The following is a 26,594-nucleotide window of genomic DNA, read 5'->3' on the forward strand; positions in this document are numbered from 1 at the left end:
GAAGAAAGCTAAGGGGATTTATGAACCCCGAATCTTGCATTCAGCTGTCCTCGAATCATCTCATCCCGTATCTTTTTCTCGTCGATTTTCTTCTCCTTCTTCAGCATTTCCTGACGAATTTCAAACGTTTGTACGCCATCCTCCATCTTTTCAACGATTTCCATCAGCTGTTCGATATCATTAAAAGAATATTTTCTCGTTCCCTTCTGTGTCCGTTCCGGAAAAATAAGTTTCCGTTCTTCATAATATCGGATTTGTCTTTCTGTTAAGCCCGTTATCTCGCTCACAGTACCAATGGAGATGACCTTTTTATGCTTATAGGATTCATCCTTTGCTGACAATGAGTTTCACTCCTCGCTCTCCATATATGTACTACTATACGTAAATTATCACTTATATGCGACCTCTTTGTAAGATTTTCTTACAAAGAATATGAGATTAATAAAAAACGTGTGAGATTATCTGACGTAAGTGAAGAGAATCGTATAGAACTTTCATACAATAGGAGTATAAAAATGAATATACGGATTAATACAGGAGATTATTCTTTTGTAAAAGGGGAGGGAAAGAGATGAAGATCAATCATGAATCTATACAGCTGGCAGAAAAAATTATTGAGCTGGATTTACTTCGTGACGAGTTATTGGAAGAACTGATAGTGTTGGCCGGCAATCATGCTTTTGATTTATTAAGGGCAATACAAAACCGCTAATGAGAAAGGGGTATGTGCGGTGGCAAATTTGTTGAGGAAAATTATTGAAAGGCAAAAACAATTTTATATTGAGAAGCTGCTTGAAGCAGGGGTTTATAAAGCAGCAGATGGGCATTTGTATGAAAAGACGTTAAGTGAGCTGGAGCAAGTATACGAATCCTATCAACGCATTCAACATAGATTGTAAAGCGAAAGCATTGTCTAACGAATAGACAATGCTTTTTCAAAAGATAAGCAAGTATACAAAGTCGAGACAGCCCGGCATTCGGGCTGTCTCGACTTTGTATACTTGTGGGCGTAAAACCACGATACCTTTAGGTTCGTGGATGTAAGCCCACGGTTTTCATCCTTGTTCTTGCATGTATGTTTGAATCGTTTCTTTGCTGACATTTCCAATGGAACAAGCGAAACATCCGTCACTCCAAAAGGTTCGTTCCTTCCAAAAATGTTTGGAAAGATACGTTTCATGTTGTTTCCAAATGTGAAACGTAGTCATTTGCTTGCGTAGTCTTACGATTTCAAGAATACTCATCTTAGGTTCATAATGAATAAGCAAATGGATAGGATCCTTAGCTACTTCTATTTCGACTATTCTAAAATAGTATCTATTGGCTATATCGTGCATGAGTTGTTTCACATCATTTCCAAGTTGAATCAACAACTTTTTTCGATACCTCGACAAAGTTAAAAAGGCTTTTTACATCCATGTCACCGAGCCTTGCCTCAGCCCTACTTAAACATGGACGACAGAGCAACGGTCTGGTGCGTCAACCGAAGGTGTCATGACCTCATGAACGTAGCTGGGATTTCTCCTAACTGAGTCTGGTGAACTTACCCCGAAGGGACGAAACTAAAGACTATGTAGCTTCTTTTCAGAAGCCACGATACCTTTAGGTTCGTGGTAGTTCACTACGCTTGTAAGCTTTGCGTTTTGAGCTTTTGTATTTCAGTCTTCTTTTTACCGGAAGCCTGCTTTGCTTCCAATCCTCTGGCTGCAAGAGATAAACCGAAATTTACAACAAAATACATGACAGCGATGAGCAGGAAGGTCGGAATCGTATAGTTTATATTCTGTCCGTTAATAATTTGCGCATTGTGTGTAAGCTCCGGAAGCGCGATGATAACAGCCAATGACGTATCCTTGAGCAAGGAAATGAATTGACTCACAATCGGCGGAACCATGCGGCGGAGCGCTTGCGGCAAGATGACATACTGCAGTGTTTGTAAATAAGTGAGTCCCGATGAACGAGCAGCTTCGATTTGACCTTTTTCAATGGAAAGAAGACCGCTTCGAACGATTTCAGAAAGCATAGCTGCTTCAAAAATAGTAAGGGCTGTGATGGCGGCTGTTTTAATTTCCAGCTTCATGCCCATTTCCGGAAGCGCGAAATACGTAAAGAAGATGATAAGAAGAAGCGGTAAATTTCGGATTGTTTCCACCAGCAGCATCAGCACCTGAGAAAGAACCGGTATTTTTGCGTACCGCAAAATCCCGATTACGCTGCCGATCAAGAAGCTTAAAATAATGGAAATGAAAGCTACTTGCAATGTAACGAGAAAGCCTTCTAGCAAAAATTTGACGTGATCTCCTGTATAAGCACCTGCAAAATCCAAGACGTTCCCTCCTTTAGTAGCTTCTTGCCAGACGTTTTTCTAAATAGCCGACGCTGAGACTTAACGGTACTGTCAAAACGAGATAGAAAATCGCAACGAAAATATACACATCAAATGTAACGAATGTTTTAGATGCAACTAAGTCGCCAAAATACATTAAGTCGAGTCCGGCAACTACACCAAGTATAGAAGAGTTTTTTACAAGATTGATAAATTGATTGCCAAGCGGCGGAATTACGATTTTGACAGCTTGGGGCAAAATGACGTAATACATCGCTTGTACGTAGGTGAGACCCGATGAACGTGCGGCTTCCATTTGACCGCTCGAAACAGATTGAATACCGGCACGGACGGCTTCCGCGATAAATGCAGCCGTATATACAGCCAAGCCGATTGTCCCGGCAACGAAACCATCCAAACGAATATTTAAAGTGGGCAATCCGAAGTAAAAGATAAACGTAATGAGAATAAGAGGAATATTTCGAATGAATTCAACATATGCCGTACCAATCCAGTTTAACGGGCGGGAAGGCGCAATTCGCATGACTGCTATGATTGTTCCAATCGCGAAGCTGCCTCCTAAAGCGATGAGGCTTGCAATCACTGTATTCTTAAAGCCCATTAAGTACATATCTATGTTTTCTGTTAAAATGGAGAAATCGAACATGGCTGCCGCTCCTTTCTGAACATGAAAGCAAACAGGATGAGCTAATCATCCTGTTTGCACAGTGCTATTTTTTCGGCTTTTCACCCATCCATTTTTCATACAGCTTGTCGTACTGACCGCTCGTATTATATTTCTTCAAGAAATCGTTGACCGCTTTTTGAAGCTCAGTTTCACCTTTTTTCACAGCGATGCCGTATGGCTCGTCCGTAAAGATATCACCTGCAATTACATAGTTCGGATCTTGCTTTTGCATACCTAAGAGAATAGAGTTGTCCGTAGTTAAAGCGTCACCTTGACCTGCTTTTAAAGCTTGAAATGCTTCACTGTAGTTCTCGAATTCAAGCACTGTTGCTTCAGGCGCTTTCTGACGGATATTTTGAGCAGATGTGGAACCTTTTACAGCAAGAACTTTTGTGCCTTTTTTAATATCGTTAACTCCTTTGATTTTGCTGCCTTTCTTTACAAGAAGGGCCTGCCCCGCTTTAAAGTAAACATCAGAGAAGTCTACTTCTTGTTTGCGCTCTTCCGTAATTGTCATGGTAGCAACAATCATATCGATATCACCGTTTTTCAGCATCGGAATACGCGTTTTGGATGTTACTTCCTTGAGCTCGACTTTACTTTCATCGCCCAAAATTTCTTTTGCCAGAGCTTTTGCGATATCGATATCAAATCCTTCTACTTTTCCAGTGGACGGATTCTTTAAGCCGAAAAGATTCGTATCATACTTAACCCCGACAACAAGCTTGCCCCGTTTTTTTATTTGCTCGAGCGCATTTTTAGGTTCGCCGGATGTTTCTTTTGCAGTCTCTTTCGATGTTTCCTTCGCACTGCCGCAACCAACAAGTGCGATCAACAGGCAGGAAAGAATGGTGAATAAGAAAAAATTCTTTAGCTTTAACATGGTCAGCCCCCTCATTTAGTGGTTTAATACACGGCTGAGAAATTGGCGGGCGCGCTCTTCGCGCGGATTCGCAAAAAACTCAGCCGGAGTTGCTTCTTCTACAATGCGTCCTTCATCCATAAATAAAATACGATCGGCTACTTCGCGCGCAAACCCCATTTCATGCGTCACGACAACCATCGTCATGCCATCCTGCGTCAATGTTTTCATAACATCCAACACTTCCCCGATCATTTCAGGATCCAATGCGGAAGTAGGTTCATCGAACAGCATCAATTGCGGCTTCATCGCCAGACCGCGCGCAATGGCCACGCGCTGCTGCTGACCGCCGGACAATTGGGAAGGGTAGGAATCAGCCTTATCGGCAATGCCTACTTTGTCCAAATAAAACATGGCTGTTTGAGTCGCTTCCGATTTCGAAACTTGAAGCGCCTTCATCGGCGCCAGCGTAATATTCTCGAGAACGGTTCTGTGCGGATAGAGGTTAAAGTGTTGAAATACCATGCCGATATTGCGGCGCAGCTTGTTAATATCCGTTTTTTTGTCGTTTACTCTCACATCATTTACGATGAGCTCACCGTCTGTGATTGTTTCTAAATAATTCATACAGCGAAGAAGCGTGCTTTTCCCAGAGCCGGAAGGACCGATAATAACGACAACTTCGCCTTTTTTAATTTGCAGATTAATATTTTTCAAAACATGAAAATGACCGTAATACTTGTTAACATCCTTGAAGGCAATCAGACAAATTCCTCCTTAGTGGAAATGGACTTTTTCTATTGCTGCATGTTTTACGTAAAATTATGTAATAATTCCATATTTCTACAAAAAATTATATGCGTTCCTGTAATGTTAAGTCAACTTAATATTTTTTATTTTCTAATAATTTAGAATATATGTCTTGTAATTGCAGAATTATATTTTACAGAAATATTGATGAAACAAGATTTCATGGATGAAATTATAAGAGGGAAGGAGTGTATCGTTTTGTTTATTGTAAACATGAAAAGCCAGTGATCTTCATTTGAGCACTAGCTTTTGATTGCATGTTTTGTAATGGTTCCATTCAGCTGGCAGCGCCAATATACATGCTCTTTTACATCTACAAGAGCGAGGGCACTATGTTCAGGAGGAAGAACTCCCATTCCTAAATCACAATGAATATAGGCTCCGTCGGCTGTCACTTCACGTACAGGGCTGTGTCCGCGGAAAATGGGCTTGCCGCCGCTGCGTTTGGAGAGTTCAGTTCGGCTTTGTAATTTCACGTCACGTATTGTAAGCCATAATATATCGCGCGGCTGTTCAAAAAGAAGAGAATCGGCATGAATGCCGGCGTGCGTATACACGGCATGCTCATCTTCATATGTGAGAGGAAGCGTTTCAAGCCAGTGTATAAACTCTTCTGCAGCAGCCCATCCCTCCCCATATTGTTTTTTGAAGCTGAGCAGCGTTTCCAGTCCGCCGTGCTGCAGCCACATGGGAGATTTATTGTAGAAATACCATATCATCATCTCCTCATGATTGCCGCAAAGAACGTGCACGTTTTGCGGGTGTTGTACGCTCAAATGCCGGGCGAATTCCAGCACTTTGGCACTGTCTGGTCCCCGATTAATCAAATCGCCTCCGATAATGAGCCGGTCATTAAGGGGGCTCCAGTTCACATGTTCCAACAGTTGTATCAAGGCGTGATAATGTCCGTGAATATCGCTTATAAAAAAGGTGCGCATTAAATAAACTCCTTCTAACATTTTTTTCATTTTATCATTACAAAAGGAATTCGGTTGCAGAATATGTACTGCACAGCAAATCCATTCAGCCGGGTTTATGTGTATTCCTTTACAGCCCGACGGAAGGGGATGCATCATACGTATGCAAAATAGAGATAAAGTAAGATTATATATGTCAAAAGGAGCCTCTCTCGAAGACTCCTTTATTGTTATACAGACTATGAAGCGGGCATCGGGGTAGGGGTAGGTTTCCCGTATCCTTCTTTGTACTTGTTATCAATATAGTTTCTGATTTCCAAAGCAGAAGAGCCGTTTTGCTTCATTGAAGCGGATTCCAGCGCAATCTCCATACAGTTCACGCATGTTGTTGCGTGAGAGTCCCAAATTACTTCACCGTTCTCTTTTACCTCGCGGATAAAACAGCTCTTGTTGCTTGTATGTCCGGCGCTTTCCCCGCAGCCGCAATAGCAAGGAATAGACGCCAGCAGCTCGTAGTTTTGCCCGGCTATTGTATAAATTTGCTGAACTTGCTCGGGCTGGGAAGAAAGAAACTTAGGGAGTGTGTGTAAATCGGCTGTTTTTTCCGCGATATCTCCCGATACATGCATGTGCTCTTCGCTAGTATGTTCCTTCGGTTTTGCTTCCTCTTTTTGTGAGCATCCTGCTAAGGTCAGTCCTATGATCATAACAACTGCAAATGCCTGCCTCTTCATTTATAAGCCTCCTAGCGAATCGTTTTAATGTCTTTTATGATTTCTTCGTACGGTGTGTTTTGAACAGCAGAATAGCTTTTTACGACATGCCCGCTTTTATCGATTACATATAGAGACGTTCCGTGCACTACTTGGTCAGTACTTGCCGGTTTATTGACCAATGTTTTGAAGTTTTTTTGCGCGAAGCTGCTGATTTTCTCTTGGCTGTAACCCGTCAAGAAGTGCCATTTCGTTGCGTTCATATCGTATTTGCCGATAAATTCTTTTAGCTTTTCAGGCGTATCCACGGTTGGATCGACGCTGAAGGAAACAAATTCAACATCGGTGATTCCTTCTTTTGTCAGCATATTTTGCAGTCTTGCCATATTGGCTGTCATGGGAGGGCATACAGTTGTACAGCTTGTGAAAATGAAGTCTGCAACCCACACTTTATTTTGTAAATTCTTTGTGCCGAATGCTTTATGATTTTGATCTGTAAAGGTAAAGGATTCGATATCCCAGTTCAACGGATCTTTCAGCTGCTTTGTGCAGCCTGCCGCAAGCGCGAGTATTAGGATAGTAATAAGAAGTGTTAGCGTACGAAATTGTTTCATAGATTCTCCTCTCATGTTTCCGTTTACAAAAGTATTGTAACAAAGTTTAATAGGAATTTCATATATAATTCAGACAATATGCAATGCGCGTGTTGAAAGTAGAGCGTTTATAGCGTTAAGAGCCGTCTGTTTCCAGGCGGCAGCTTTTCTCTTATTACGGTATCCGCTTTTCGTTCAGTCCCTCATATTGTTATAGCGAACAGCAAGTATGTTACAATAGGATTGTCTTTATTATCAAATATATGTTAACCACTTGAAAAGGAGAGGATAATATGATTCATGACACCTTGCAAACCTTTTTCAAGGCAAGCCCGAAACAGGATCAGCGCAATTATTTTCGCTACTTACTGATTGAAGAGGATGGAAAGTATGCGATTTGTGAATCGGCATCCGAGTCGGAAGATTCCGCTAAAAGCTCTATATCCCTAAGTTATAATGAAGAAAATGAATTGAAGCTTGTTTGGCATAAGGGCGGCCGTCCCATCGTGACTGTACAGAATATCGCTGTAGGAAAAGTGGCAGTGACGAAGGACGAGGATGAAGAGAGTTTGCAGTTTGTACTCGAGCGTATGCCAAGCCGCATGGTGAAAGTCCAGCTCAAACCGTTTTTTGCAGTGGATTTGAGCATGTATTGGGAAGTTTGCGAAGACTGTGATTGAAAAAAGCATCCGTTCATTACGGATGCTTTTTTAATGCAATGAGCGGCAGCAAAACGAGGCTGATCCAGCCGATGAGCGGATACAGCATATGAAGAAGCTGACCGTATCCGACATAGCTTACGCAGTATCCGACTAAAAGAATGCCGTATATGAAGCCGTTGTGGCGCCAGCCCGTCATAGACTGGAGCTGCTTGTTCATGCCATACACATTGCCGATTAATGTTGTGAATACTTCTCCAAAAATAACGAGTATAAAGAAAAAATGAAAGGTTGAATTAAACCGCCGTACAACTTCAGCCATCGGAATATTGTATTGATAAAACTGATCAACTGTTAAAATGGCAAGCTGACTGCATATTAAGATGAGAAACAGCCCTAATCCTCCCAAAATGCCGCCCCATTTAATTACCTTTTCATCCTTTACCTCATAAGAAAGGGGAACAAGAACGCTTTGTGCCATCGCGAGATTCATGGCTACATATGTAATCGGACTCGTAATCCACCTCGTATTCCAACTTTCTGTAGGAATGGAATCGAGGACAAGCGGCCATGTTTTAAATAGTGTTGTACTGTACATTCCCACAATAAAAATCATCATAATCGGCACAACGAGCGAGTTGACTTCGAATACCCCTTGCAAGCCGCGCGTTAAAATTAAAATGCAGGCAATGATTGTAAGCAGAATGCCGAATTGCCGCGGCAGACGAAGCTGCTCTTCAAATACCGCTCCGGCTCCCGAGAGCATTACGCTCGTCACGCCAAGCAGCACAAGAAGAAGAATCACATTTATGATATTTCCGAAAAAATCACCGAACAAATATTTATTAAACTCTTGCGCCGAATACGCTTGAATACGGGCTGCAAGAAGCATCATTTTTGTACCGAGCCACACAAATAGCAAGCCGCTTGCGAAAATGCCGATTGTGCCATACGTTCCGTGCACAGTGAAAAATTCAACAATTTCTCGGCCTGTCGCAAAGCCCGCGCCCACAACTGTCCCAATATAAGTAGCCGCGACTTTTTTTGCAATTTTCCATTGTTGTTCGTCCATTGAATCCTCCCCTCTCACCTGTTATATACATATGACCAAGCATGGACAAATAGACGCACAGGGGAAAGGGCATACCAAATAATAAGGGTTTATGAATGTTTTTGAATTTTTTAGAATGAAATCGAATGTTTTTGGTTGATTTTTGAAAGGGTTTTCGCTATGATGGAATCAAGAAGGGGGTGGCGACTTGTTAACACCTGAACGTCACCAAATTATTTTGGATTTGGTGAAAAGAAAAGGAATCGTAAAATTACAAGAGTTAATGGACGCAACAGGATCATCGGAATCTACCATTCGAAGAGATTTGATACAACTTGAAGACGAAAATCATTTGAAACGGGTTCACGGAGGGGCCTCATCGCTGCAATCAAAAGGCACAGAACTAAGCATGAATGAAAAATCCTCCAAAAACCTTCATGAAAAAAATATAATCGGTCAATATGCAGCATCTCTTGTAGAGGATGGCGACTGTATTTACTTAGATGCGGGAAGTACGACGTATGAAATGATTCCATATTTGCAAGGGAAAGACATAACGGTCGTAACGAACGGACTTATGCATATTGAAGCGTTATTTCAAGCTAATATTCGTGCCTACTTGCTTGGCGGCATGATGAAGAGCAATACGCGGGCACTCATTGGCAGCGCTGCCTTAGAAGGATTGCTTCGCTACCGTTTTGATCTTTGCTTTCTCGGGGCAAACGGCATACACGCAACTTATGGATATACTACTCCGGATCCTGAAGAAGCATTGCTGAAAAAGACTGCTTTGCAATTATCTAATACATCCTATGTTTTAGCGGATGGCAGCAAATTTTCAGAGGTCTCATTCGCGAAAATTGAAGAGCTGGGAGCGGCTTCTATTATTACAGCTAATATAGAAGAAAGTGAAAGAGCTTCCTATGCCAACAAAACAAAGATAAAGGTCGTGACAGCATGATATACACTGTAACGTTAAATCCGTCAGTGGACTATATAGTTGAAGTAAATGACTTTGTACTGAATGAACTGAATCGCATAGAAAAAGAAGCGAAATATCCCGGGGGAAAAGGGATTAACGTATCCCGGATTTTAAAGAGAATCGGTGTTCCTGCAAAGGCGCTTGGATTTGTCGGAGGATTTACCGGCAGCTTTATTCAAAAGGAGTTAGAAAAAGAGCAGGTCGAAACAGATTTTATAGAAGTCGACGGAGATTCCCGTATCAATATTAAATTAAAAACCGGAAAAGAAACTGAGATCAATGGAAACGGTCCGGCTATTTCGAAGGAGCAGCTGGAGATTTTAATAGGAAAAATTCGTACCTTACATGAAGGCGATATCCTTGTACTCGCAGGCAGTATTCCTTCATCTTTACCCGCTTCGTTGTATGAACAGCTAATAAAGGAGTGCAGGAAACGCGGCGTTAAAGCAGCGGTAGATGCGAGCGGAAAGGCACTGCTTAATGTTGTAAAACACGAGCCGTTTTTTATAAAGCCGAATCATCATGAGCTCGGAGAACTGTTTGATACAGAAATTCGCAGCATAGAGGACGCTGTACTGTACGGGAAAAAGCTCGCGGAAATGGGCGCTCAGCACGTTATCGTTTCCATGGCAGGCGATGGTGCGCTTTTGCTTACAAAAGAACATGCATATTTTGCCAACGTTCCAAAAGGAGAAGTTATTAATTCTGTAGGGGCGGGAGATTCGCTTGTAGCAGGTTTTCTCGGAACATATACACAAACAGAGAATGTAATAGAAGCATTTCGGTTCGGAGTTGCAACCGGAAGCGCTACAGCATTTTCTTCGGATTTAGCTGCAAAAGAAAAAATAGAAGAATTGTTACCTCAAGTAGAAGTGCAATCCTTATAGAAGAGAGGGTTAACTATGAAAATTACGGAATTGCTTAAAAGAGATACAATTATTATTCAATTACAAGCTTCATCCAAACCTGAAGCGATCGAGGAGCTAGCAGAAAAACTGGCAGCTGCAGGACGTCTGCATAATAAGGAACAATTTAAAGAAGCCATTTTGGCTCGTGAAGCACAAAGTACGACAGGCATCGGGGAAGGAATCGCAATCCCTCATGCAAAAACAGCAGCTGTAAAAACGCCTTCCATTTGCTTTGCCAAATCAGAATCAGGCGTAAACTATGAGTCGTTAGACGGTCAGCCTGCTCATTTATTCTTTATGATTGCTGCTAGTGAAGGCGCTAATAACGCTCACTTAGAGACATTATCGCGCTTGTCTACCTTGCTCATGGATACGGAATTCCGTTCTAAGCTAATGAAAGCGCAAACAGAAGAGGAAGTACTGCAGCTCATAGATGAAAAGGAGCAGGAAGTAACAAAAGAGGAAGAACCCGCTCCTGTAAGTACGAAAGGAAAGGTATTAGCTGTTACAGCTTGTCCGACAGGGATTGCTCATACGTATATGGCTGCAGACGCTTTAAAAGCAAAAGCGAAGGAAATGGGCGTAGATATAAAAGTAGAAACAAACGGCTCCACCGGGGTGAAAAATGAACTGACACCGGAAGAGATTCGTGATGCAGTCGCAATTATTGTAGCGGCAGATAAGCAAGTGGAAATGAATCGCTTTAAAGGAAAACATGTCATTCAAGTTCCTGTTGCAGCTGGGATTCGTAAAACAGAAGAGCTGATTGACCGTGCAGTGAAGCAAGATGCTCCTGTCTATCAGGGGACGGGAGAGGCTGCTAAAGGAGAAACGAAAGAAAAGCGCACCGGATTTTATAAGCACTTGATGAATGGCGTATCCAATATGCTTCCATTCGTTGTCGGCGGCGGTATTTTAATTGCGTTGGCATTTTTCTTCGGAGGTATTGAAGCAAAAGGGCCAATCGCTTCAACATTAATGGCAATCGGGGGGGGAAAAGGCGCATTCTTCTTCATCGTTCCTGTGCTGGCAGGCTTTATCGCAAGCAGTATTGCGGATCGTCCGGGCTTTGCGCCGGGTATGGTCGGGGGGTATTTGGCCGCTCAAGCCGGCGCAGGATTTCTTGGCGGTTTGATTGCAGGGTTTTTGGCAGGTTATATCGTTGTATTATTGAAAAAAGGATTCGCGGTTTTACCTGAGCAGCTTGAAGGAATCAAGCCTGTACTATTATATCCTCTGTTCGGTATATTGTTTACTGGTCTTATTATGATTCTTGTTGTGAATGACCCGGTTGTAGCTCTTAACAAAGGACTGACAAATTGGCTGAATGGACTTAGCGGTGCAAATGCTATTTTATTAGGTATCATTTTAGGCGGCATGATGGCAGTGGACATGGGCGGCCCAATCAACAAAGCAGCCTTCACATTCGGTTTGGCGGCGATTGAAGCGCATAACTTCGGCCCGCATGCTGCAGTTATGGCAGGAGGCATGGTGCCTCCGCTTGGAATCGCTTTAGCCACAACCTTCTTTAAAGCAAAGTTTACAGATGCAGAACGGAAATCCGGTATTACAAACTATTTCATGGGTGCATCCTTTATTACAGAAGGCGCGATTCCATTTGCAGCGGCGGATCCGCTCCGCGTGATTATAAGCTGCGTTGCGGGATCTGCAGTGGCGGGAGCAATTACAATGGCTTTTGGCATTACGTTGCCAGCACCTCACGGAGGAATGTTCGTCATCCCGCTTGTGAACAAGCCGCTTCTATATATTCTCGCAATTTTAATCGGTTCTATTGTAACAGCAGTTATAGTCGGAGTTTGGAAGAAACCTATTGAGAAGGAATAAGGAAAAGCGGTCAAGTTTTTGACCGCTTTTTTTATTAATTTCTTGTGTTAAGGGAAATATTAAAGTTGTTAAAATTTGGTTACAGTATAGTTGTATTCCTTGAGTTTTCTCAAAATGATGTTATAATGTAAGTGTAATAATTAAATAATAATTATTATAAACAATGAAGGGTGTGGATGAAGAATGGATAATAGAGTAGATACAAATGTAGTGAACGTGCTAAATAAACAAGTAGCAAACTGGAACGTATTATTTGTAAAGCTGCACAATTTTCATTGGTATGTAAAAGGACCGCAATTCTTCACACTGCATGTAAAATTTGAAGAGTTGTACAATGAGGCTGCAACATATGTTGATGAACTGGCTGAGCGCATTTTGGCGCTGAAAGGACAGCCGCTTGCGACAATGAAGGAATACTTAGAAACTTCTACGATTCAAGAAAGTACAAGCAATGAATCAGCAGAAGAGATGGTTCGTACGCTTGTAAATGATTTCTCAGCACTGATTTCAGAGCTGAAAGAAGGAATGGATATTGCGAATGAAGCAGAGGACGAGACAACTGCTGATATGTTGTTAGCAATCCATACAGCGCTTGAAAAGCATGTTTGGATGTTAAGTGCCTTTTTGAAATAATAGAAAGCGCTCGTCAAGTAAAACTTGGCGAGTTTTTTCTTTCTCAACATTTTTCAGAATTGAAAGTTTTTTATGGTATAATGGAAATAGAAAGGGGGGAAATTATGTTCCGCTTTTTTAAAGAAGGAAAAGAAGAGAGAGACATTACAAAGGAAGAGCTTGAGCTGGCAATGGCAAAATTTTTAGAGCAGAATACAAATGTTGCTTATACTGTGCTTGTAAATGAAGATTATACTGTTAACTACAAAATGCTAAAACCGTATTTGCCTGCTTTGCCTACAAATACATATTTGATTACGAAAGAGACATTAGAAGTGTTTGCGAATATAGATGACAACTTGGAGCTTGTGAAAGAAATAGATGCGGCGCAGCGTGCGGTCGATCAATATGTAATGGAGAAAGAAACATTTCCTACAGTAGAAGGGGCTGAAGAGAAAAAAATTTGCGCAATGAAACTCCGTCCCTACTTGAAACGTGAACTTGAATATGATTTGTATATATCTGAAAAACATTATTTAGTAACGAGCAAGCCGGATAAGAGAAAGTAAATTATTGGATAAAAAAACAGCAATACATTGCTGTTTTTTCATGGGAATATGCAAATTTGTGTAGCTTTACTTCGAAAATGAAGGATTGCTCATAGAAACAATTCTTTTCTTATTTTAAATGGGACAAGATTTGCCCCGCTATAAAGGCATTCGCTCAGTAGCGGAAACAAGCTGCCGCGTGGTGTTCCAAGGTATACATATGCTGTTTGCAGGGCAGGCCGACCGCGAATGGAAGGATAATGAAAACAGAACAAGCGAAATGGTTGTAATCGGACGCAACTTAAACCCGAAATGGTTTTAAAAGCAGCTCGAGAATTGCTTTGCGCAAGCTGATTTCTATAAGTGTTGACACAGGATGCAGATGCGAGTAAAATTATGATTTATAAAACGTAATTATTACGTTTTATAAATCATAATTGTTTAGAAAGGAGAGTCCAATGGCAAAAAAATCAATGGTAGCCCGCGAATTGAAACGGCAAGAAATCGTCGAGCGATATGCAGCGAAACGAGCTGAACTGAAAGAAAAAGGAGATTACGAGGCATTAGGTAAGCTGCCGCGCAATGCTTCTCCTACGCGTCTTCACAATCGCTGCCGTGTAACAGGCCGCCCGCGCGGATATTTGCGCAAGTTCGGTATGAGCAGAATTAAGTTTCGGGAATTAGCCCATAAAGGACAAATTCCCGGAGTTAAAAAATCCAGCTGGTAAGCATCACATAGAAGAAGAGCCTAAGCAAGCGCTTAGGCTCCTTCATTTTCTTTTACGTAAGAAAGCGAAGCATACGCATCATAAGACACTATCAGTTTAGCATCTGCATGATTGAGGGCGCCGCTTCTGGAAGCTGCAATTTATGATAACCTCTTTCAATTATGTAAATCGTAATATTTCGTTTTTATCATAGCATATAAAACATGATAAAAGGTAATACATTGCTTATCTCTACGTATTATACAATTCTGTTATAATAGGAAGACAAGTATACATAGAGGAGATGAATTCATCTTGCGTTCGCATAAAAAAATTCCGGTTACGATTTTAACCGGTTTTCTTGGCTCAGGAAAAACAACGCTGCTGAACCGTATTTTGTCAGAGCAGCATAATCAAAAGCTGGCTGTTATCGTAAATGAAATCGGCAAGGTCGGAATTGATAACCAATTGATTGTAAATGTAGAAGAAGAAATCATGGAAATGACGAACGGCTGTCTTTGTTGTACAGTGCGTGAAGATTTACTTGTCGCATTAAAGAATTTGCTGCAAGCAAAAAAAGAGGGGAAAGCAGAATTTGAGGGACTTGTCATTGAAACAACCGGTCTCGCTAACCCAGGTCCCATTATTCAAACCTTCTTCTTAGACCCGATTATTCAAAGCGCTTATGAAATAAACGGAGTGGTAACGGTAGTCGACGCTTATCATATTGAAAAGCATCTGACAAAAGGTTTGGAGGCGCAGGAGCAAATCGCATTTGCTGATACGGTTCTGCTTAATAAAATAGATCTTGTTTCAGGAGAACAGCAGAAACACATCACTGAACTGCTGCAAAGCATAAATCCGACTGCGGAAATCGTTCCAACTGCAAATTGCGAGGTTGAAATTGAAAAGCTGCTTCACATTCATACGTTCCAATTACAAGAAAAACTGAATATCCGGACGCATACAGATAACCATTTAGAAGGCGTAAAATCATTTGTACTGCGTGAAGAAAGACCGCTTGATATGATGAAAATCAATGAGTGGATGACGGCTGTCGTTCAAGAACTGGGAGAGCATTTATATCGCTACAAAGGAATTTTATACGTAGAAGGAATAGACAAGCGCGTTGTGTTTCAAGGTGTTCACACGTTATTTGCAGCTTCTTACGATCGGGAGTGGAAAGAAGGGGAAAAGCGTGTGAGCGAAATTGTCATGATTGGAAAAAATTTAAATAAAGAGTGGTTTGAAACGCATTTTCTTGAATGTGTGAGAGAATAGAGCCTGTGTGATACAGGCTTTTTATTATTGCTAATTACAGATTCTCTGGATGCATGTCTACTTACAGAGGATGAAATGGAAAGGGATTGGAGTCAGATGAAGGATCCATTTGGCTGGACAGTTGAAAAACAAGAAGTATAAAGAAAAAGACGGGATGCCCCGTCTTTTTCTATTGTTTGGAATCTTGTACACCGCGCTGCTCTTTCTTTGTCATAGGTGAAGGTGTATCAATTGACTGATGATTTGCTGCATGCTGATGCGCTTTTTTCTTTTTCCCTTTTGCCATGATAAGTCCTCCTTTGCTAAATATAGGTTTAATGTAACCTGTTTGGGAAGGTTTATGCGATAATGAAAAACAGTCCTCCACTTCCGCGGAGGACTGTTTTTCATGAATTTGTGGCAGTTTTAAAGCGTCGATATTTTCTTGCATGAGCTTGAAATAGTCTTTTAATGGAAAGATGGTAGTACATACTTGCAACGTATCGTTTGCGTCCCTTTTCTTCGGGACAGTATCCGTACTCGCAGCCTGCAAAGAAAACGGAGACCGCTAGCCTGGCAGAAAGTAAAGCGGAAACTGTTTTTATTTTTGTTCTCGTCCCTTCGCAGTAAGTTCATCCATACGGAATTATATCAGAATCATTTCGGTTTGTGAAACGTTCTATTTCCTTAACTTTCGTAAGTAAATGCAGGAAGAGGATCTTCAAATACAGACCAATCCAGCTGCATTTCTTCTTCGGTTAACAAACAAGCATCCAGAGATGTTTCAATTTCCGCTTGATTCATGTCAATTCCGATGAACACAAGCTCTGTCATGCGATCGCCATATACAGTATCCCAGCGTTTTAAAATGTCCGGATCTTCGGCCAGCGTTTGCTGTTGCTCTTCTACCGAATAAGCAGCAACCCACTCGCCAGCACCTTGAATCGTAATGGAAGAGCCTGCTTGGGAGAGAAGGCCTGTCATATCATTACGTGATGAAAGCCAGAAAAAACCTTTTGCGCGAACGACATCTATCGGCCAATTTTCTAACCAATTCATGAGGCGGGCAGGGTGAAACGGCAGCTTTTTCCGATATACAAAAGAAGAAATGCCGTACTCCTCTGTTTCAGGTGTATGCTCTTCGTTCAGTTCTTTTATCCAGCCGGCTGCTTGACTCGCTTGATCAAAGTCAAACAAATGAGTATTTAAGATTTCTTTCAAGTCTATTTGAGAAAATGCAGTACAGATAATGTTTGCTTCCGGATTCAGTTTGCGAAGCAGGTTTTCCAGTTCAGCAGCGTCCTCTTCATTCAGTAAATCAATCTTATTAAGCACGATGACGTTCGCAAATTCAATTTGATCGATTAATAAATCAATTACTTCACGCGTGTCGTCTTCTCCTGTGCCTTGCTGGCGATCCAGCAGGCTTTCCCCAGATGCATAATCATCCCAGAAACGATTTGCATCCACTACCGTTGCCATTGTATCCAGGCGGCACTTCCTAGATAAATCAATCCCGACTTCTTCATCAATGTAAGTAAAGGTTTGGGCAACAGGTATAGGCTCGCTGATACCTGATGATTCAATGACGATATAGTCAATATCGCCGGCATCAACCAAGCGCTCTACTTCAACCATCAAATCTTCGCGGAGCGTACAGCAAATGCAACCGTTTTGCATTTCTACAAGCTTTTCCTCTGTTCGGGAGAAACCGCCTTGTTTTACAAGCGCTGCATCCACATTCACTTCACTCATATCGTTTACGATCACGGCAACTTTTAGACCCTCGCGGTTTGCCAGAATATGATTGAGCAATGTTGTTTTTCCGGCGCCGAGATAGCCGCTTAACACCGTAACAGGTATTTTCATAGTTTAAGTCCCCCTAATTAATAAAACAAAATCATTACGATTTAAAAGTACTTGTACAGTATACTACTAAACTTTTATACGCGCAATATTTAGTAATTATTACGATTTAAAAGTTATAAACTATTAACAATTCGCTCGGCAGCGCTGCGGGCACCGGATATGTTTCGTGCAGACGGACCGATTTCAAGCTCAGCAAGACCGCCAGCTACATATAAATCTTTTGTCCATTCAAGAGAAGGGGATACAATCGGATATCCGCATTCGGCACATAGAAGCTGTTCTTGCTCAATAAGAGGCTGCAGCAATTCTTTTCCCGGCAAAGCAGGCTGGAATCCTGTTGCGAGTATGACTGTAGATGCAGCATGCGCGCCGCTCTCTTTCAAATGTAAACAGATCTTTTCATTTTCACGCGATGCTCCTTCAATCTCATCGTTTATAATGTGTAAAGCACCGCGCCGCTCCAAATGAAGCAGCTTGGAATGAAGCTCAGACGGCATAGAACCTTTATGGCGAGCATTCTTAATAAGCGAGCGGCGTTCCTTATAATCCTGTATTTTCAGAAAAGAATGCATATACTTAGGGCCGAGCCAGCCAGGGGCGCTGTCAAAATCGTGAACACGAAACGGATGCCGCTTAATCATAGTAACTTGACCGGGAAATTGTGCCGTTAGCTTCACAGCTAAATGCGCTGCCGTAATGCCGGCGCCGACAATGGTAACGGGTAATCGTAAATTTGATTGTGCGGTGAAAGATAAATCGAAAATGTAGAATAGAGAATCCGGAACTTGCTCCTTCATAGACTTTGCCCAATCTGGGTACAATGGCTGCTCCGTAACACCAAAGGCAAGTACAACCCGCTTCGCTTTTAAAGATTGTTCAGGTGTTGAAACAAGCCATGCATTACTTTCGCGTCTTATATTGGTTACTCTGCCTTGCACCCAAGTTTTATATATTTGCGTTTCTTCTATGACTTGTTCACAATGCTCGTTGAATACACTCAGTGACGGACGTTTATACCGGCCGTAAAACGCATGGTTCCAGGGGATATCGTTTCGTTGATTTACATACTTTTGTAAGCTCATATGATGCACATCAATATGATGGACAGAAGGAGAGCGCAAGTAAGGCATTTCTATATAATCTGTAACGCGCTTCCAATTTGCAAGCGGCTGGTCATGCGGATCAATAATTCGTAAAGTATCAGCGGAAGCTTTGTTGCATTTCAATAAAAATGCTGCGACAGTCGCACCTTGTATACCGCCGCCAACGATAATCCATTCGTACATATACATTCTCCTTTTAAAACGAAATTATTACGATTTTAACATGATATATCATTTTAATGTGTATGTTTGTAAGATACAAGTAAAAAAGAAAGGTATATGAGAAGGGGACAAGCATATATTTTTACTATTCAAGAGTTATGGGGGGATCATTGTGCTTCTTTCTCGTATATCACGGGATGTAATAGGCTGGCTCTTAATTGCAATGTTTCTATTTTTATTTTTTGCTGTAGACTTTACGAATCTAGCTTCGTTAAAAGATGCGGTTCCGTCAGATTGGCGTAATGTTACTGTCATGTTTTTAAGCATTTTTTTTGAGGCAATCCCATTCGTTCTCATGGGTGTCTTTGTATCGGCATGCATTCAAACTTTTATATCAGAGCATACGATTAAAAAGCTGATTCCGAAATCTCCTGTTCTGGCTATCGTTCCTGCTGCCTTAGTAGGGGTTATATTTCCGATGTGTGAATGTGTGATTATCCCGGTTGTGCGCCGTCTAATGCAAAAAGGAATGCCGCTTCACGTAGGTATAGTCATTTTAGTGAGTGCACCGATTTTAAACCCGGTTGTATTTGCTTCTACTTATTTTGCGTTTCGGACAACTCCTCATATCGCTTATTATCGAATGGGATTGGCATTTTTAGTTGCCGTACTAATCGGTATTGTGATGTATGTATTATTTAAAAATCAACAAGTGCTGCGTGAGCACGAAGTACAAGATCAAGCGGAGCACCTGCATGGAGGGCGTTTTAAACGAACGATGTATCATGCGGCAGACGAGTTTTTTGACACAGGAAAGTACTTGTTAATAGGGGCTTTTGCAGCAAGCTTGTTCCAAACTTTTTTCGATCGCGAAACTTTGACACATCTTGCTTCCAATACTGCTTTGTCGCCGCTCGTGATGATGGCGTTCGGTTATGTGCTTTCCCTTTGTTCGGAAGCGGATGCTTTCATTGCCGCCTCTTTCAATCATGCATTTCCTGCCAGGTCTATACTCGCATTTCTCGTGTTTGGACCAATGCTCGATTTTAAAAATACATTGATGTTATTGGCTTATTTCAAGAAACGATTTGTGTTGAGTTTTATTTTCATAGTAATCATGGTAGTTTACGCCGTTGTTCAAATTGCAATGTGATGAGGAGGGAAGCAAAATGAGAGATCGCGAAAGCTTCCATATGTATATAAGGGGCATTATTATGCTCGGGTTCGGCATGCTTCTGTTCAAACTTCTGATTACAGGAGATATCGAAAATTTCATCGCGCCGAAGATGCTGAAATTTATCGGCTTTACATTATTCGTTTCTCTGCTTCTTGGGAGCATGCAAATACTGCGGAGCGGCGAAATGAAACAGTATCATTGTGAATGCGGCAACCATTCATTACCGAAAACGACGATTGGATCTATCAGTTTATATGCTCTATTTTTACTGCCGATTGTCAGCGCCTTTTTATTCTCTGGTGCAGCAATTGATGGGAAAGTAGCAGCAAAGCGAGGGGTTACGCTTACTGGTGTGCAACAAGCTGCCGCACCTGATAAAAGCGTAGCGGGACTCTTATCCGATACAGAGGAACAGCCTCCTCAAACTATTCAGCAGCCCCCGAAAGGCTATTATGAAAATTTAGAACGGAAATTGCTAGGGTCTAGCAGTATAGAGGTAAATGATGATAACTATATTTCCGCTATGGATGTAATTGGACAAGACGTAGAAGGGTTTGCAGGAAAACAGATCAGCTTCACGGGATTTGTGCATCGGGAGGAAGACCTTGGCAAAGACAAGATTGTTATTGCACGATATGGGATTACGTGTTGTGTAGCAGACGCATCTGTGCTTGGCATGTTGGCAGTTGGTCTGAATACGTCTTCACTCCAAGAAGGAGAATGGATTCAAGTAACGGGTACATTGGGAAAGACAACTTATATTGATACATTGCTGCCCATTGTGCAGCTGCAGAAAATAGAAAAAGTGGCCGCTCCTAAAACACAATATGTGTACCAAAAGTTTTGAAAATATCGGTGCTACTGTATAAGGTTTTGGCATATAAATGTTTTCTTCCTTCATATAGTGAACAGAGGAGTTATAGGGGGGAGAACATATGGATTACTTATTCGAAGCTATTATGATTATATGTGCAGTGGTTTTTCCGCTTAGTTTTGTTATTGCTTTTTTACGAGAATTGATTCGTAACTTGGGCGATGCCAGTGCTGTTACCCCTTTAGAAGAGGCACCTTCATTTGAGTAATTAAAAAGAAGCTCTTGCATAGCAAGAGCTTTTATTTATAGTATGCATAAGCAGCGAATGAAGTTTTTCCTTATATTTGAAAAGAAGTTGCCTATTGCTGTTTTCTTCTATTATACTTGAAGTGAATACGTATATAATGAAGAGGTATCATTATGAAAAAACGAACTGCATTAGTATTGGGAGCAAGCGGTCTGGTCGGACAGGAGCTTGTACAGCAGCTGCTGGATTCCCCGCATTATACATCTGTGACCATCCTTGTAAGAAGAGAAATGGAATGGGAAGATGAGAAACTACAGCAAAAAATAGTTGATTTTCATATACTGGAGCAATATGAAGCTCTCTTTGCAGCAGATGATGTGTACAGCTGTCTAGGGACGACAATTAAAAAAGCAAAAACGAAAGAAAATTTTATGAAAGTGGACTATGAGTATACGATGCGTGCTGCAAAATTAGCAGAACAACACAAAGTCCGCAATTTTCTTGTCATTTCCTCCATGGGAGCAGATTCGAAATCATTATTTTTCTATTCACAGGTAAAAGGAAAAGTGGAAGCTGAATTGAAGCAGCTCTCAATACAGGGAATTCATATTTTCAGACCTTCTCTTCTGCTCGGCGACCGTGAGGAGTTCCGATTTGGCGAGAAAATGGCAGAAAAGATTTCAGGCGTTTTGCCGTTTTTATATAAGGGTGTTTTAGAAAAGTATAAGCCTATTGAAGTGAAACAGGTGGCAAAGGCAATGTATGAGACAGCTCTTTTGGACAAAACAGGTATACATATATATGAATCCCGTGAAATGGCAAATATGTAAAACCAACAAATCTGCTTTGTTGGTTTTTCTGTAAAGGAGAAGAGGTGAGAGAATGGACAGGAATACAGTAGATGTGTGGAGCAAAGCGGTGGAAGTGGCAACTGTTGCGCATAAGGCGCAACAGCGAAAGGGAAATGGAACACCTTATATTACACATCCGTATACAGTAGCAATGCTTTTAGCGAAATCTGGATGCACGCAGGACGTTGTTGTAGCAGGACTTCTTCATGATACGGTGGAGGATACTTCACTGTCATACGAAGATGTAAAGAGAGAGTTTGGAGAGACTGTTGCGCGGCTTGTCGAAGAATGCTCTGAGCATGATAAGGAAAAAAGCTGGGAAGAGCGAAAGCAGTACACGATTGATAAGCTGCAGCATATTTCCGCTGAAGGCTGTATGATTACATGTGCTGACAAATTACATAATATTCGTTCTACTGTCAAAGAATTTGAAGTATGCGGCGAAGCAGTATGGAACCGCTTTAACCGAGGAAAAGACAAGCAAAAGTGGTATTATTGCTCGCTTGTTACGGAGTTGGGAAAACGCATTCCGGGGTTTCCTTTGTATGTTCTGTTAAAGCAAGAAGTAGAAGACTTATTTGGAAAAGGAAATATAAAAAGCAAATGTTAAAAACCGGGAAGGCACCTTCCCGGTTTTTCTATGTTAGGAGCAGTACAGGTTCCCATAATAGATATTGTCGAAAGAAAATGAGGAATACACATCTCTTTTCAAAATATGAATGAAATGGCCGTGTGGTAAAATGAAAGCAAACGAAAAATGGAGTGATAGGATGTATCGCGCTTACTATAAAAGTGAATTGGGATGGATTGAAGTAACGGGCGAAGAGACTGGCATTACGTCTGTTATGTTTGTGGATGAACTAGGAGAAGCTGTGCCTCACCAGCTAGTCGAGCAATGCGTACAGGAGCTGGATGAGTATTTCCATAACAAACGAACAGAATTCACTGTTCCTCTGGCAGCGAAGGGAACGAGTTTTCAACAGAAAGTATGGAAGGCGCTGACGACCGTGCCATTTGGGAAAACTGCTTCTTATTTGGATATGGCAAATGAAGTCGGGAATCCGCAATCGGTACGGGCGATCGGAGGTGCAAACAGCCGCAATCCAATATCCATCATTGTGCCGTGTCATCGCATTATTGGAAAAAACGGAACACTGGTAGGCTATGAAGGCGGACTTTGGCGAAAAGAATGGTTATTGAGACATGAAGGAATCAAAATAAAGGAAAAACGTTAATCATCTCGAAAACAAAGAAGTAGAAAACTCTCTTGAAGCCGGGAAAGAGAGAATCGAGGTGATTTGCATGAATCGCGGTAAAGGGGAAAAGGAACGGCAGACATTTGCAGATGAAAGAGAAGACGCTTATAGAACAAAACTGAGCTGGAACGGCTGGGCAGCATTGTTTCACGTAGCATGGTTTGGGTATCGAAAGCATTACATGCCTGCTTTTTTGTTTTTACTGCTTCTGTTGCTGACAGATGGCGCAGCTTATTATGCGGGATGGAATGATGCACTGCCTTTTATTAATATAAAGAAAGCGACCTTTTTCATGTTTTTTTTAGGTATGCTGTTTTTCGGCTTTTTTGCCAATACCCTTTATGATAGGCATATTCGCTTACAGGCGAAGAGCGGGTTTGATCCTAAGGAACCTCTGGCCCGGCGAAAAAAGGGAGGTGCAAGCAAAATCGGCTGCTCGTTCATGATTGCAGCTGCTATCAGCGCCGCTTTTTTAAGTCGCTTTCTCTTTCCCACCAGCACAGATATTATTCAGTCTGTACGTCACGGCTCTTTGTATAAATATCCCCTTTATACAATTGGAGAGTCATTTGACGATTTTTTTCAGCAGCAGCATTGGGAGTATGAACGTGCGTCGGACGGATTAGAATTGGTTGTATTTCATGGTTATACAAAGGATCGGAAGCATGATAAAGTAGTCATTGAGTTTTTAGTAGATTACCATTTGCATGCAATCGATCCTTATACACTTGAAATTAATGGGAATATACAAGACGAAGCACGACTTATGCAGTTCATGGATGATATATTTCAGGTGGAAAATCCTTTTGAAATTAAAGATGGATTAGAGAATGAAAATGAAAAGCAAGCTATGTAAAGAGTTATTCTGAGAATAACTCTTTTTTATTTATATAAATGCAACTAAAAAAATCGACATAAAAACTTTTCTTTTAGGGGGGAGAGAGCATCCGACTAAGCGTAGAAGCGGTCAAACCCTTTTCGTGGCCCACACAGGGGTAAATCATAGAGAGGGAGCGAGCACAGTTTCCCTTTTGTTCTGCGTGGCAAACGATAGATATGTCGGAATAACAAATTGGACTTATATAACTATAATATTAAAATATCTATATTGTATTTTTATAAAAAAATTAAAGTTCATTATATAATCATTTTATGTTTATTCATAATATTTGTATAGTAATGCTGTTGTGTGAAACGCGGGATTACTAGCAAGGAAGAAATAAATGATGAAACGATTCTGGGAACTGCATTCTCCTATGAAGTGAGGGTGGTTAAAAATATATACGCTCCATTTGCAGGATGCAAAGTGGTCAAACGGTGAACCAATGACGGCGAAGGGTTTCGGATATGCATGGAAGCGCGCTGTAGATCTGAATTTCGGAGTCGAATATACATACATTATGTTTGACATTAAAAATACTCAAAAACAACCATATGTGAAAAATGTGTATAAGCATACATTTGACGGCAACTACAGCTACAAGTGAGTATATATACAAGTGAATAAAAAACTGTCTTTTGATAGTGGGGAGAGATTAAAAGACGTGCAGAAGCGGTCAAATCTTTGCAGTGGTTCATGCAAGGACAAACCAGAGAGGAGAGGCATACAATATTCCCTTTTGGTTGCACATAGCACATGGAAATGTTGAAATTATAATTTGCTTATATAGATAAATCGTACAGTGAAGGTGCACGGTTTTATTTTAAAATAAAATTTTAAAAGTTTTAAAAATTTAGAAAAATAACATTTAAAATTATCGAAATATTATGTATAATACAAATTGAGTAGAAGTTGTCCGCCGGATTTAAGTATTTTTATTATCTGAAAATTTAAAACACTTCTACCGTACATAATCAATCGGAGGGGGCATCATAGGGCATGAAGAAAAAAGTAACGGTTTTAACAGCAGCAATTCTATCAACAAGCATGTTTTTAACAGCATGCGGAAGCAGTGACAAAGCATCCACAACAGAAAAAAATAAGGATGACAAGGCTGGTTCTGGGCAAATGGCTGACAAGCAAGTATTGAATGTTACGGAAACAGCGGAAATTCCATCTATGGACACTTCCAAGTCAACGGACAATGTATCGTTTAAAGTTTTCGTAAACTCCATGGAAGGTTTGTACCGTCTTGATAAAGACAATAAGCCGACTCCAGGGATGGCTAAGAGCGTAGACGTCAGCTCTGACAAAAAGACATATACGTTCCACCTTCGCGATGCGAAATGGTCAAATGGAGAGGCTGTAAAAGCGCAAGATTTCGTATTCGCTTGGCGCCGTGCGGTAGACCCGGCAACAGCATCCGAATACGCATTCATCTTGTTTGATGTGAAAAATGCCGAAAAAATCAATAAAAAGGAGCTTCCGCTCGATCAGCTTGGCGTAACGGCAAAGGATGACAAAACACTTGTGGTTGAACTGGATCATCCGGTCCCGTATTTCTTGGAGCTTACCACGTTCCCGACATACTTCCCGCAAAATGAGAAGTTCATGAAGGCGCAAGGAGACAAGTACGCGCTGGAAGCGAATACAACGCTATATAACGGTCCGTTCGTAATGAGCGACTGGAAGCATGAACAAGGCTGGCAACTGAAGAAAAACCCGAACTACTGGGATAAAGATACTGTAAAATTGGAAGAAATCAATACATCTGTAGTAAAAGAAACTTCTACTGCTGTTAACTTATATGAAAGCGGACAAGTTGACCGCGTATTCTTGTCTGCAGAATTGGTAGATAAATACAGAAATAACGCCGACTTTAAAACGCGCTTAGATTCCCGTTTGTATTTTATTCGATATAACCAAAAGAACCCTGTTTTCCAAAACAAAAAGGTTCGGGAAGCAATTGATCTTGCTTATGATAAAAAGGGAATTGCAAATGTAATCCTGAACAACGGTTCTGAGCCTGGTTTCTTCCTAGTGCCGAAGAGCTTCGTGAAAGGACCGGACGGCAAGGATTTCCGTACAGGAAACGGCAACTTCCGTGACGGAAAAGATAATGCGGCAAAAGCGAAAAAGCTTTGGGAAGAAGCAAAGAAAGAGCTTGGTCAAGATAAACTGACACTTGAGCTATTAAACTATGATGATGACACTAACAAAAAAGTTGGGGAATTCATTAAATCCGAATTAGAAAAGAATCTCCCTGGCTTAACAGTTAATATCAAGCAGCAGCCGTTCAAGCAAAAGCTCGATCTTGAGAAAAAACTAGATTATGCGTTCTCCTTCTCAGGGTGGGGTCCGGATTATCCAGATCCAATGACGTTCATCGACATGTTCACTTCAGGCAGCGCGTTCAACGAAATGGCTTACTCCAACAAGAAATATGATGAGTTAGTAACGAAAGCGAAAGGCGAGCTGTTAACAGATGAAGCGAAACGCTGGAAAGCAATGCAGGATGCAGAGAAAATCCTATTTGATGATGCAGCAATTTCTCCTATTTACCAACGCAGCTTCGCTTACTTGCAAAAGCCGACTGTTAAAAATGTAATAGACCATAACTTCGGCGGCGATTACAGTTATAAGTGGGCTTATATTACGAAGAAGTAATGCAATAGGAAGTGCGCGCCCGTGGGTGCGCACTTTTTATATGTAAAAAAGTATAAAATGGTATAATTTTCTCGTTGGGGAGGGAGA

32 protein-coding genes are annotated in these 26,594 nt (G+C 41.3%); 20 read left to right on the top strand and 12 right to left on the bottom strand.

The features are described from left to right. Nucleotides 1–8 precede the first annotated feature (8 nt). On the bottom strand, nt 9–341 hold the full coding sequence (locus H540_RS0106735; protein WP_028399981.1) for a MerR family transcriptional regulator: 333 nt from the start codon (nt 339–341) through the stop codon (nt 9–11). Between the two features lie 230 nt (nt 342–571). On the opposite strand from H540_RS0106735, the gene H540_RS34005 reads away from it, so the two are divergent. Next, nucleotides 572–712: a hypothetical protein gene (locus tag H540_RS34005; RefSeq protein WP_169729570.1), complete on the top strand. Its 141-nt coding sequence runs from the start codon at nt 572–574 to the stop codon at nt 710–712. Between the two features lie 19 nt (nt 713–731). After that, nucleotides 732–899, top strand: coding sequence for a Fur-regulated basic protein FbpA (locus H540_RS31870; protein ID WP_081415043.1), 168 nt, complete (start codon nt 732–734; stop codon nt 897–899). Nucleotides 900–1,055: 156 nt separating this feature from the next. Here H540_RS31870 and tnpA read toward each other — a convergent pair whose 3' ends face one another. The 8 genes from tnpA to H540_RS0106785 all read right to left on the bottom strand — a co-directional run bounded on the left by tnpA (nt 1,056) and on the right by H540_RS0106785 (nt 6,930). Continuing rightward, entirely contained in the window at nt 1,056–1,394 is a 339-nt protein-coding gene (gene tnpA / locus H540_RS0106750; RefSeq protein ID WP_028399982.1) for an IS200/IS605 family transposase, read from the bottom strand. 227 nt (nt 1,395–1,621) lie between these two features. Further along, nucleotides 1,622–2,326, bottom strand: coding sequence for an amino acid ABC transporter permease (locus H540_RS29110; RefSeq protein WP_051317011.1), 705 nt, complete (start codon nt 2,324–2,326; stop codon nt 1,622–1,624). Between the two features lie 13 nt (nt 2,327–2,339). Continuing rightward, complete coding sequence (locus tag H540_RS0106760) at nt 2,340–2,993, bottom strand: amino acid ABC transporter permease (protein WP_028399983.1); 654 nt, start codon at nt 2,991–2,993, stop codon at nt 2,340–2,342. 64 nt (nt 2,994–3,057) lie between these two features. After that, nucleotides 3,058–3,897: a transporter substrate-binding domain-containing protein gene (locus H540_RS0106765; RefSeq protein ID WP_028399984.1), complete on the bottom strand. Its 840-nt coding sequence runs from the start codon at nt 3,895–3,897 to the stop codon at nt 3,058–3,060. 15 nt (nt 3,898–3,912) lie between these two features. Further along, nucleotides 3,913–4,641, bottom strand: a complete 729-nt coding sequence (locus H540_RS0106770; protein ID WP_028399985.1) for an amino acid ABC transporter ATP-binding protein — start codon at nt 4,639–4,641, stop codon at nt 3,913–3,915. 287 nt (nt 4,642–4,928) lie between these two features. Beyond that, nucleotides 4,929–5,624: a metallophosphoesterase family protein gene (locus H540_RS0106775; RefSeq protein WP_028399986.1), complete on the bottom strand. Its 696-nt coding sequence runs from the start codon at nt 5,622–5,624 to the stop codon at nt 4,929–4,931. A gap of 218 nt (nt 5,625–5,842) precedes the next feature. Continuing rightward, nucleotides 5,843–6,337 carry a PCYCGC motif-containing (lipo)protein gene (locus H540_RS0106780; protein WP_028399987.1) on the bottom strand — a complete coding sequence of 165 codons (495 nt, stop codon included), beginning with the start codon at nt 6,335–6,337 and terminating at the stop codon, nt 5,843–5,845. 11 nt (nt 6,338–6,348) lie between these two features. Then, on the bottom strand, nt 6,349–6,930 hold the full coding sequence (locus H540_RS0106785) for an SCO family protein (RefSeq protein ID WP_028399988.1): 582 nt from the start codon (nt 6,928–6,930) through the stop codon (nt 6,349–6,351). Between the two features lie 272 nt (nt 6,931–7,202). Here H540_RS0106785 and H540_RS0106790 point away from each other — a divergent pair, with 272 nt between their 5' ends. After that, nucleotides 7,203–7,589 carry a DUF3979 family protein gene (locus H540_RS0106790; protein ID WP_028399989.1) on the top strand — a complete coding sequence of 129 codons (387 nt, stop codon included), beginning with the start codon at nt 7,203–7,205 and terminating at the stop codon, nt 7,587–7,589. Between the two features lie 16 nt (nt 7,590–7,605). Here H540_RS0106790 and H540_RS0106795 read toward each other — a convergent pair whose 3' ends face one another. Then, nucleotides 7,606–8,640, bottom strand: a complete 1,035-nt coding sequence (locus tag H540_RS0106795; RefSeq protein WP_028399990.1) for a YkvI family membrane protein — start codon at nt 8,638–8,640, stop codon at nt 7,606–7,608. Between the two features lie 187 nt (nt 8,641–8,827). On the opposite strand from H540_RS0106795, the gene H540_RS0106800 reads away from it, so the two are divergent. From H540_RS0106800 to H540_RS0106835, 8 genes are all read left to right on the top strand, one after another. Beyond that, nucleotides 8,828–9,580, top strand: coding sequence for a DeoR/GlpR family DNA-binding transcription regulator (locus tag H540_RS0106800; RefSeq protein WP_028399991.1), 753 nt, complete (start codon nt 8,828–8,830; stop codon nt 9,578–9,580). Further along, on the top strand, nt 9,577–10,488 hold the full coding sequence (gene pfkB, locus H540_RS0106805) for a 1-phosphofructokinase (protein WP_028399992.1): 912 nt from the start codon (nt 9,577–9,579) through the stop codon (nt 10,486–10,488). The genes H540_RS0106800 and pfkB overlap by 4 nt, the downstream gene beginning before the upstream one ends. Before the next feature lie 15 nt (nt 10,489–10,503). Continuing rightward, the gene (locus tag H540_RS0106810; RefSeq protein ID WP_028399993.1) at nt 10,504–12,354 is read left to right on the top strand and encodes a PTS fructose transporter subunit IIABC; all 1,851 of its coding nucleotides are present in this window, start codon (nt 10,504–10,506) and stop codon (nt 12,352–12,354) included. A 183-nt stretch (nt 12,355–12,537) separates the two neighbouring features. Beyond that, nucleotides 12,538–12,987 (top strand): Dps family protein, encoded by a 450-nt coding sequence (locus H540_RS0106815; RefSeq protein WP_028399994.1) that lies wholly within the window; start codon nt 12,538–12,540, stop codon nt 12,985–12,987. A gap of 104 nt (nt 12,988–13,091) precedes the next feature. Then, on the top strand, nt 13,092–13,535 hold the full coding sequence (locus tag H540_RS0106820; RefSeq protein ID WP_028399995.1) for a DUF3939 domain-containing protein: 444 nt from the start codon (nt 13,092–13,094) through the stop codon (nt 13,533–13,535). A 130-nt stretch (nt 13,536–13,665) separates the two neighbouring features. Next, a complete protein-coding gene (locus tag H540_RS0106825) occupies nt 13,666–13,836 on the top strand; it encodes a CobW C-terminal domain-containing protein (RefSeq protein ID WP_162144527.1) in 171 nt (56 codons plus the stop codon). A 136-nt stretch (nt 13,837–13,972) separates the two neighbouring features. Continuing rightward, entirely contained in the window at nt 13,973–14,242 is a 270-nt protein-coding gene (rpsN, locus tag H540_RS0106830) for a 30S ribosomal protein S14 (protein ID WP_028399997.1), read from the top strand. 312 nt (nt 14,243–14,554) lie between these two features. Further along, on the top strand, nt 14,555–15,502 hold the full coding sequence (locus H540_RS0106835) for a CobW family GTP-binding protein (RefSeq protein WP_034670502.1): 948 nt from the start codon (nt 14,555–14,557) through the stop codon (nt 15,500–15,502). A 666-nt stretch (nt 15,503–16,168) separates the two neighbouring features. On the opposite strand, the gene H540_RS0106845 is transcribed toward H540_RS0106835, so the two are convergent. Together H540_RS0106845 and H540_RS0106850 are read right to left on the bottom strand one after the other, a co-directional pair. After that, nucleotides 16,169–17,350: a GTP-binding protein gene (locus H540_RS0106845; protein ID WP_028400000.1), complete on the bottom strand. Its 1,182-nt coding sequence runs from the start codon at nt 17,348–17,350 to the stop codon at nt 16,169–16,171. Nucleotides 17,351–17,463: 113 nt separating this feature from the next. Further along, nucleotides 17,464–18,636, bottom strand: coding sequence for an FAD/NAD(P)-binding protein (locus H540_RS0106850; RefSeq protein WP_028400001.1), 1,173 nt, complete (start codon nt 18,634–18,636; stop codon nt 17,464–17,466). A gap of 151 nt (nt 18,637–18,787) precedes the next feature. Here H540_RS0106850 and H540_RS0106855 point away from each other — a divergent pair, with 151 nt between their 5' ends. The 9 genes from H540_RS0106855 to H540_RS0106895 all read left to right on the top strand — a co-directional run bounded on the left by H540_RS0106855 (nt 18,788) and on the right by H540_RS0106895 (nt 26,507). Further along, entirely contained in the window at nt 18,788–19,768 is a 981-nt protein-coding gene (locus H540_RS0106855; protein WP_028400002.1) for a permease, read from the top strand. Nucleotides 19,769–19,784: 16 nt separating this feature from the next. Then, on the top strand, nt 19,785–20,639 hold the full coding sequence (locus tag H540_RS0106860) for a TIGR03943 family putative permease subunit (protein ID WP_028400003.1): 855 nt from the start codon (nt 19,785–19,787) through the stop codon (nt 20,637–20,639). Between the two features lie 88 nt (nt 20,640–20,727). Further along, a complete protein-coding gene (locus H540_RS34010) occupies nt 20,728–20,874 on the top strand; it encodes a hypothetical protein (RefSeq protein ID WP_169729571.1) in 147 nt (48 codons plus the stop codon). A gap of 152 nt (nt 20,875–21,026) precedes the next feature. Then, a complete protein-coding gene (locus H540_RS0106870) occupies nt 21,027–21,683 on the top strand; it encodes an oxidoreductase (protein WP_028400004.1) in 657 nt (218 codons plus the stop codon). A 52-nt stretch (nt 21,684–21,735) separates the two neighbouring features. After that, nucleotides 21,736–22,314, top strand: a complete 579-nt coding sequence (locus tag H540_RS0106875) for an HD domain-containing protein (protein WP_034670492.1) — start codon at nt 21,736–21,738, stop codon at nt 22,312–22,314. Between the two features lie 160 nt (nt 22,315–22,474). Next, nucleotides 22,475–22,939: a methylated-DNA--[protein]-cysteine S-methyltransferase gene (locus H540_RS0106880; RefSeq protein WP_028400006.1), complete on the top strand. Its 465-nt coding sequence runs from the start codon at nt 22,475–22,477 to the stop codon at nt 22,937–22,939. Nucleotides 22,940–23,006: 67 nt separating this feature from the next. Further along, nucleotides 23,007–23,816, top strand: coding sequence for a DUF2628 domain-containing protein (locus H540_RS29115; protein ID WP_051317012.1), 810 nt, complete (start codon nt 23,007–23,009; stop codon nt 23,814–23,816). A gap of 421 nt (nt 23,817–24,237) precedes the next feature. After that, entirely contained in the window at nt 24,238–24,447 is a 210-nt protein-coding gene (locus tag H540_RS33005) for an ABC transporter substrate-binding protein (protein WP_155890970.1), read from the top strand. A gap of 392 nt (nt 24,448–24,839) precedes the next feature. Then, nucleotides 24,840–26,507 (top strand): peptide ABC transporter substrate-binding protein, encoded by a 1,668-nt coding sequence (locus H540_RS0106895; protein WP_028400008.1) that lies wholly within the window; start codon nt 24,840–24,842, stop codon nt 26,505–26,507. Nucleotides 26,508–26,594: the final 87 nt, after the last annotated feature.

It is taken from the genome of Ectobacillus panaciterrae DSM 19096 (genome assembly GCF_000430785.1).
Lineage (GTDB): Bacteria > Bacillota > Bacilli > Bacillales > Bacillaceae_G > Ectobacillus > Ectobacillus panaciterrae.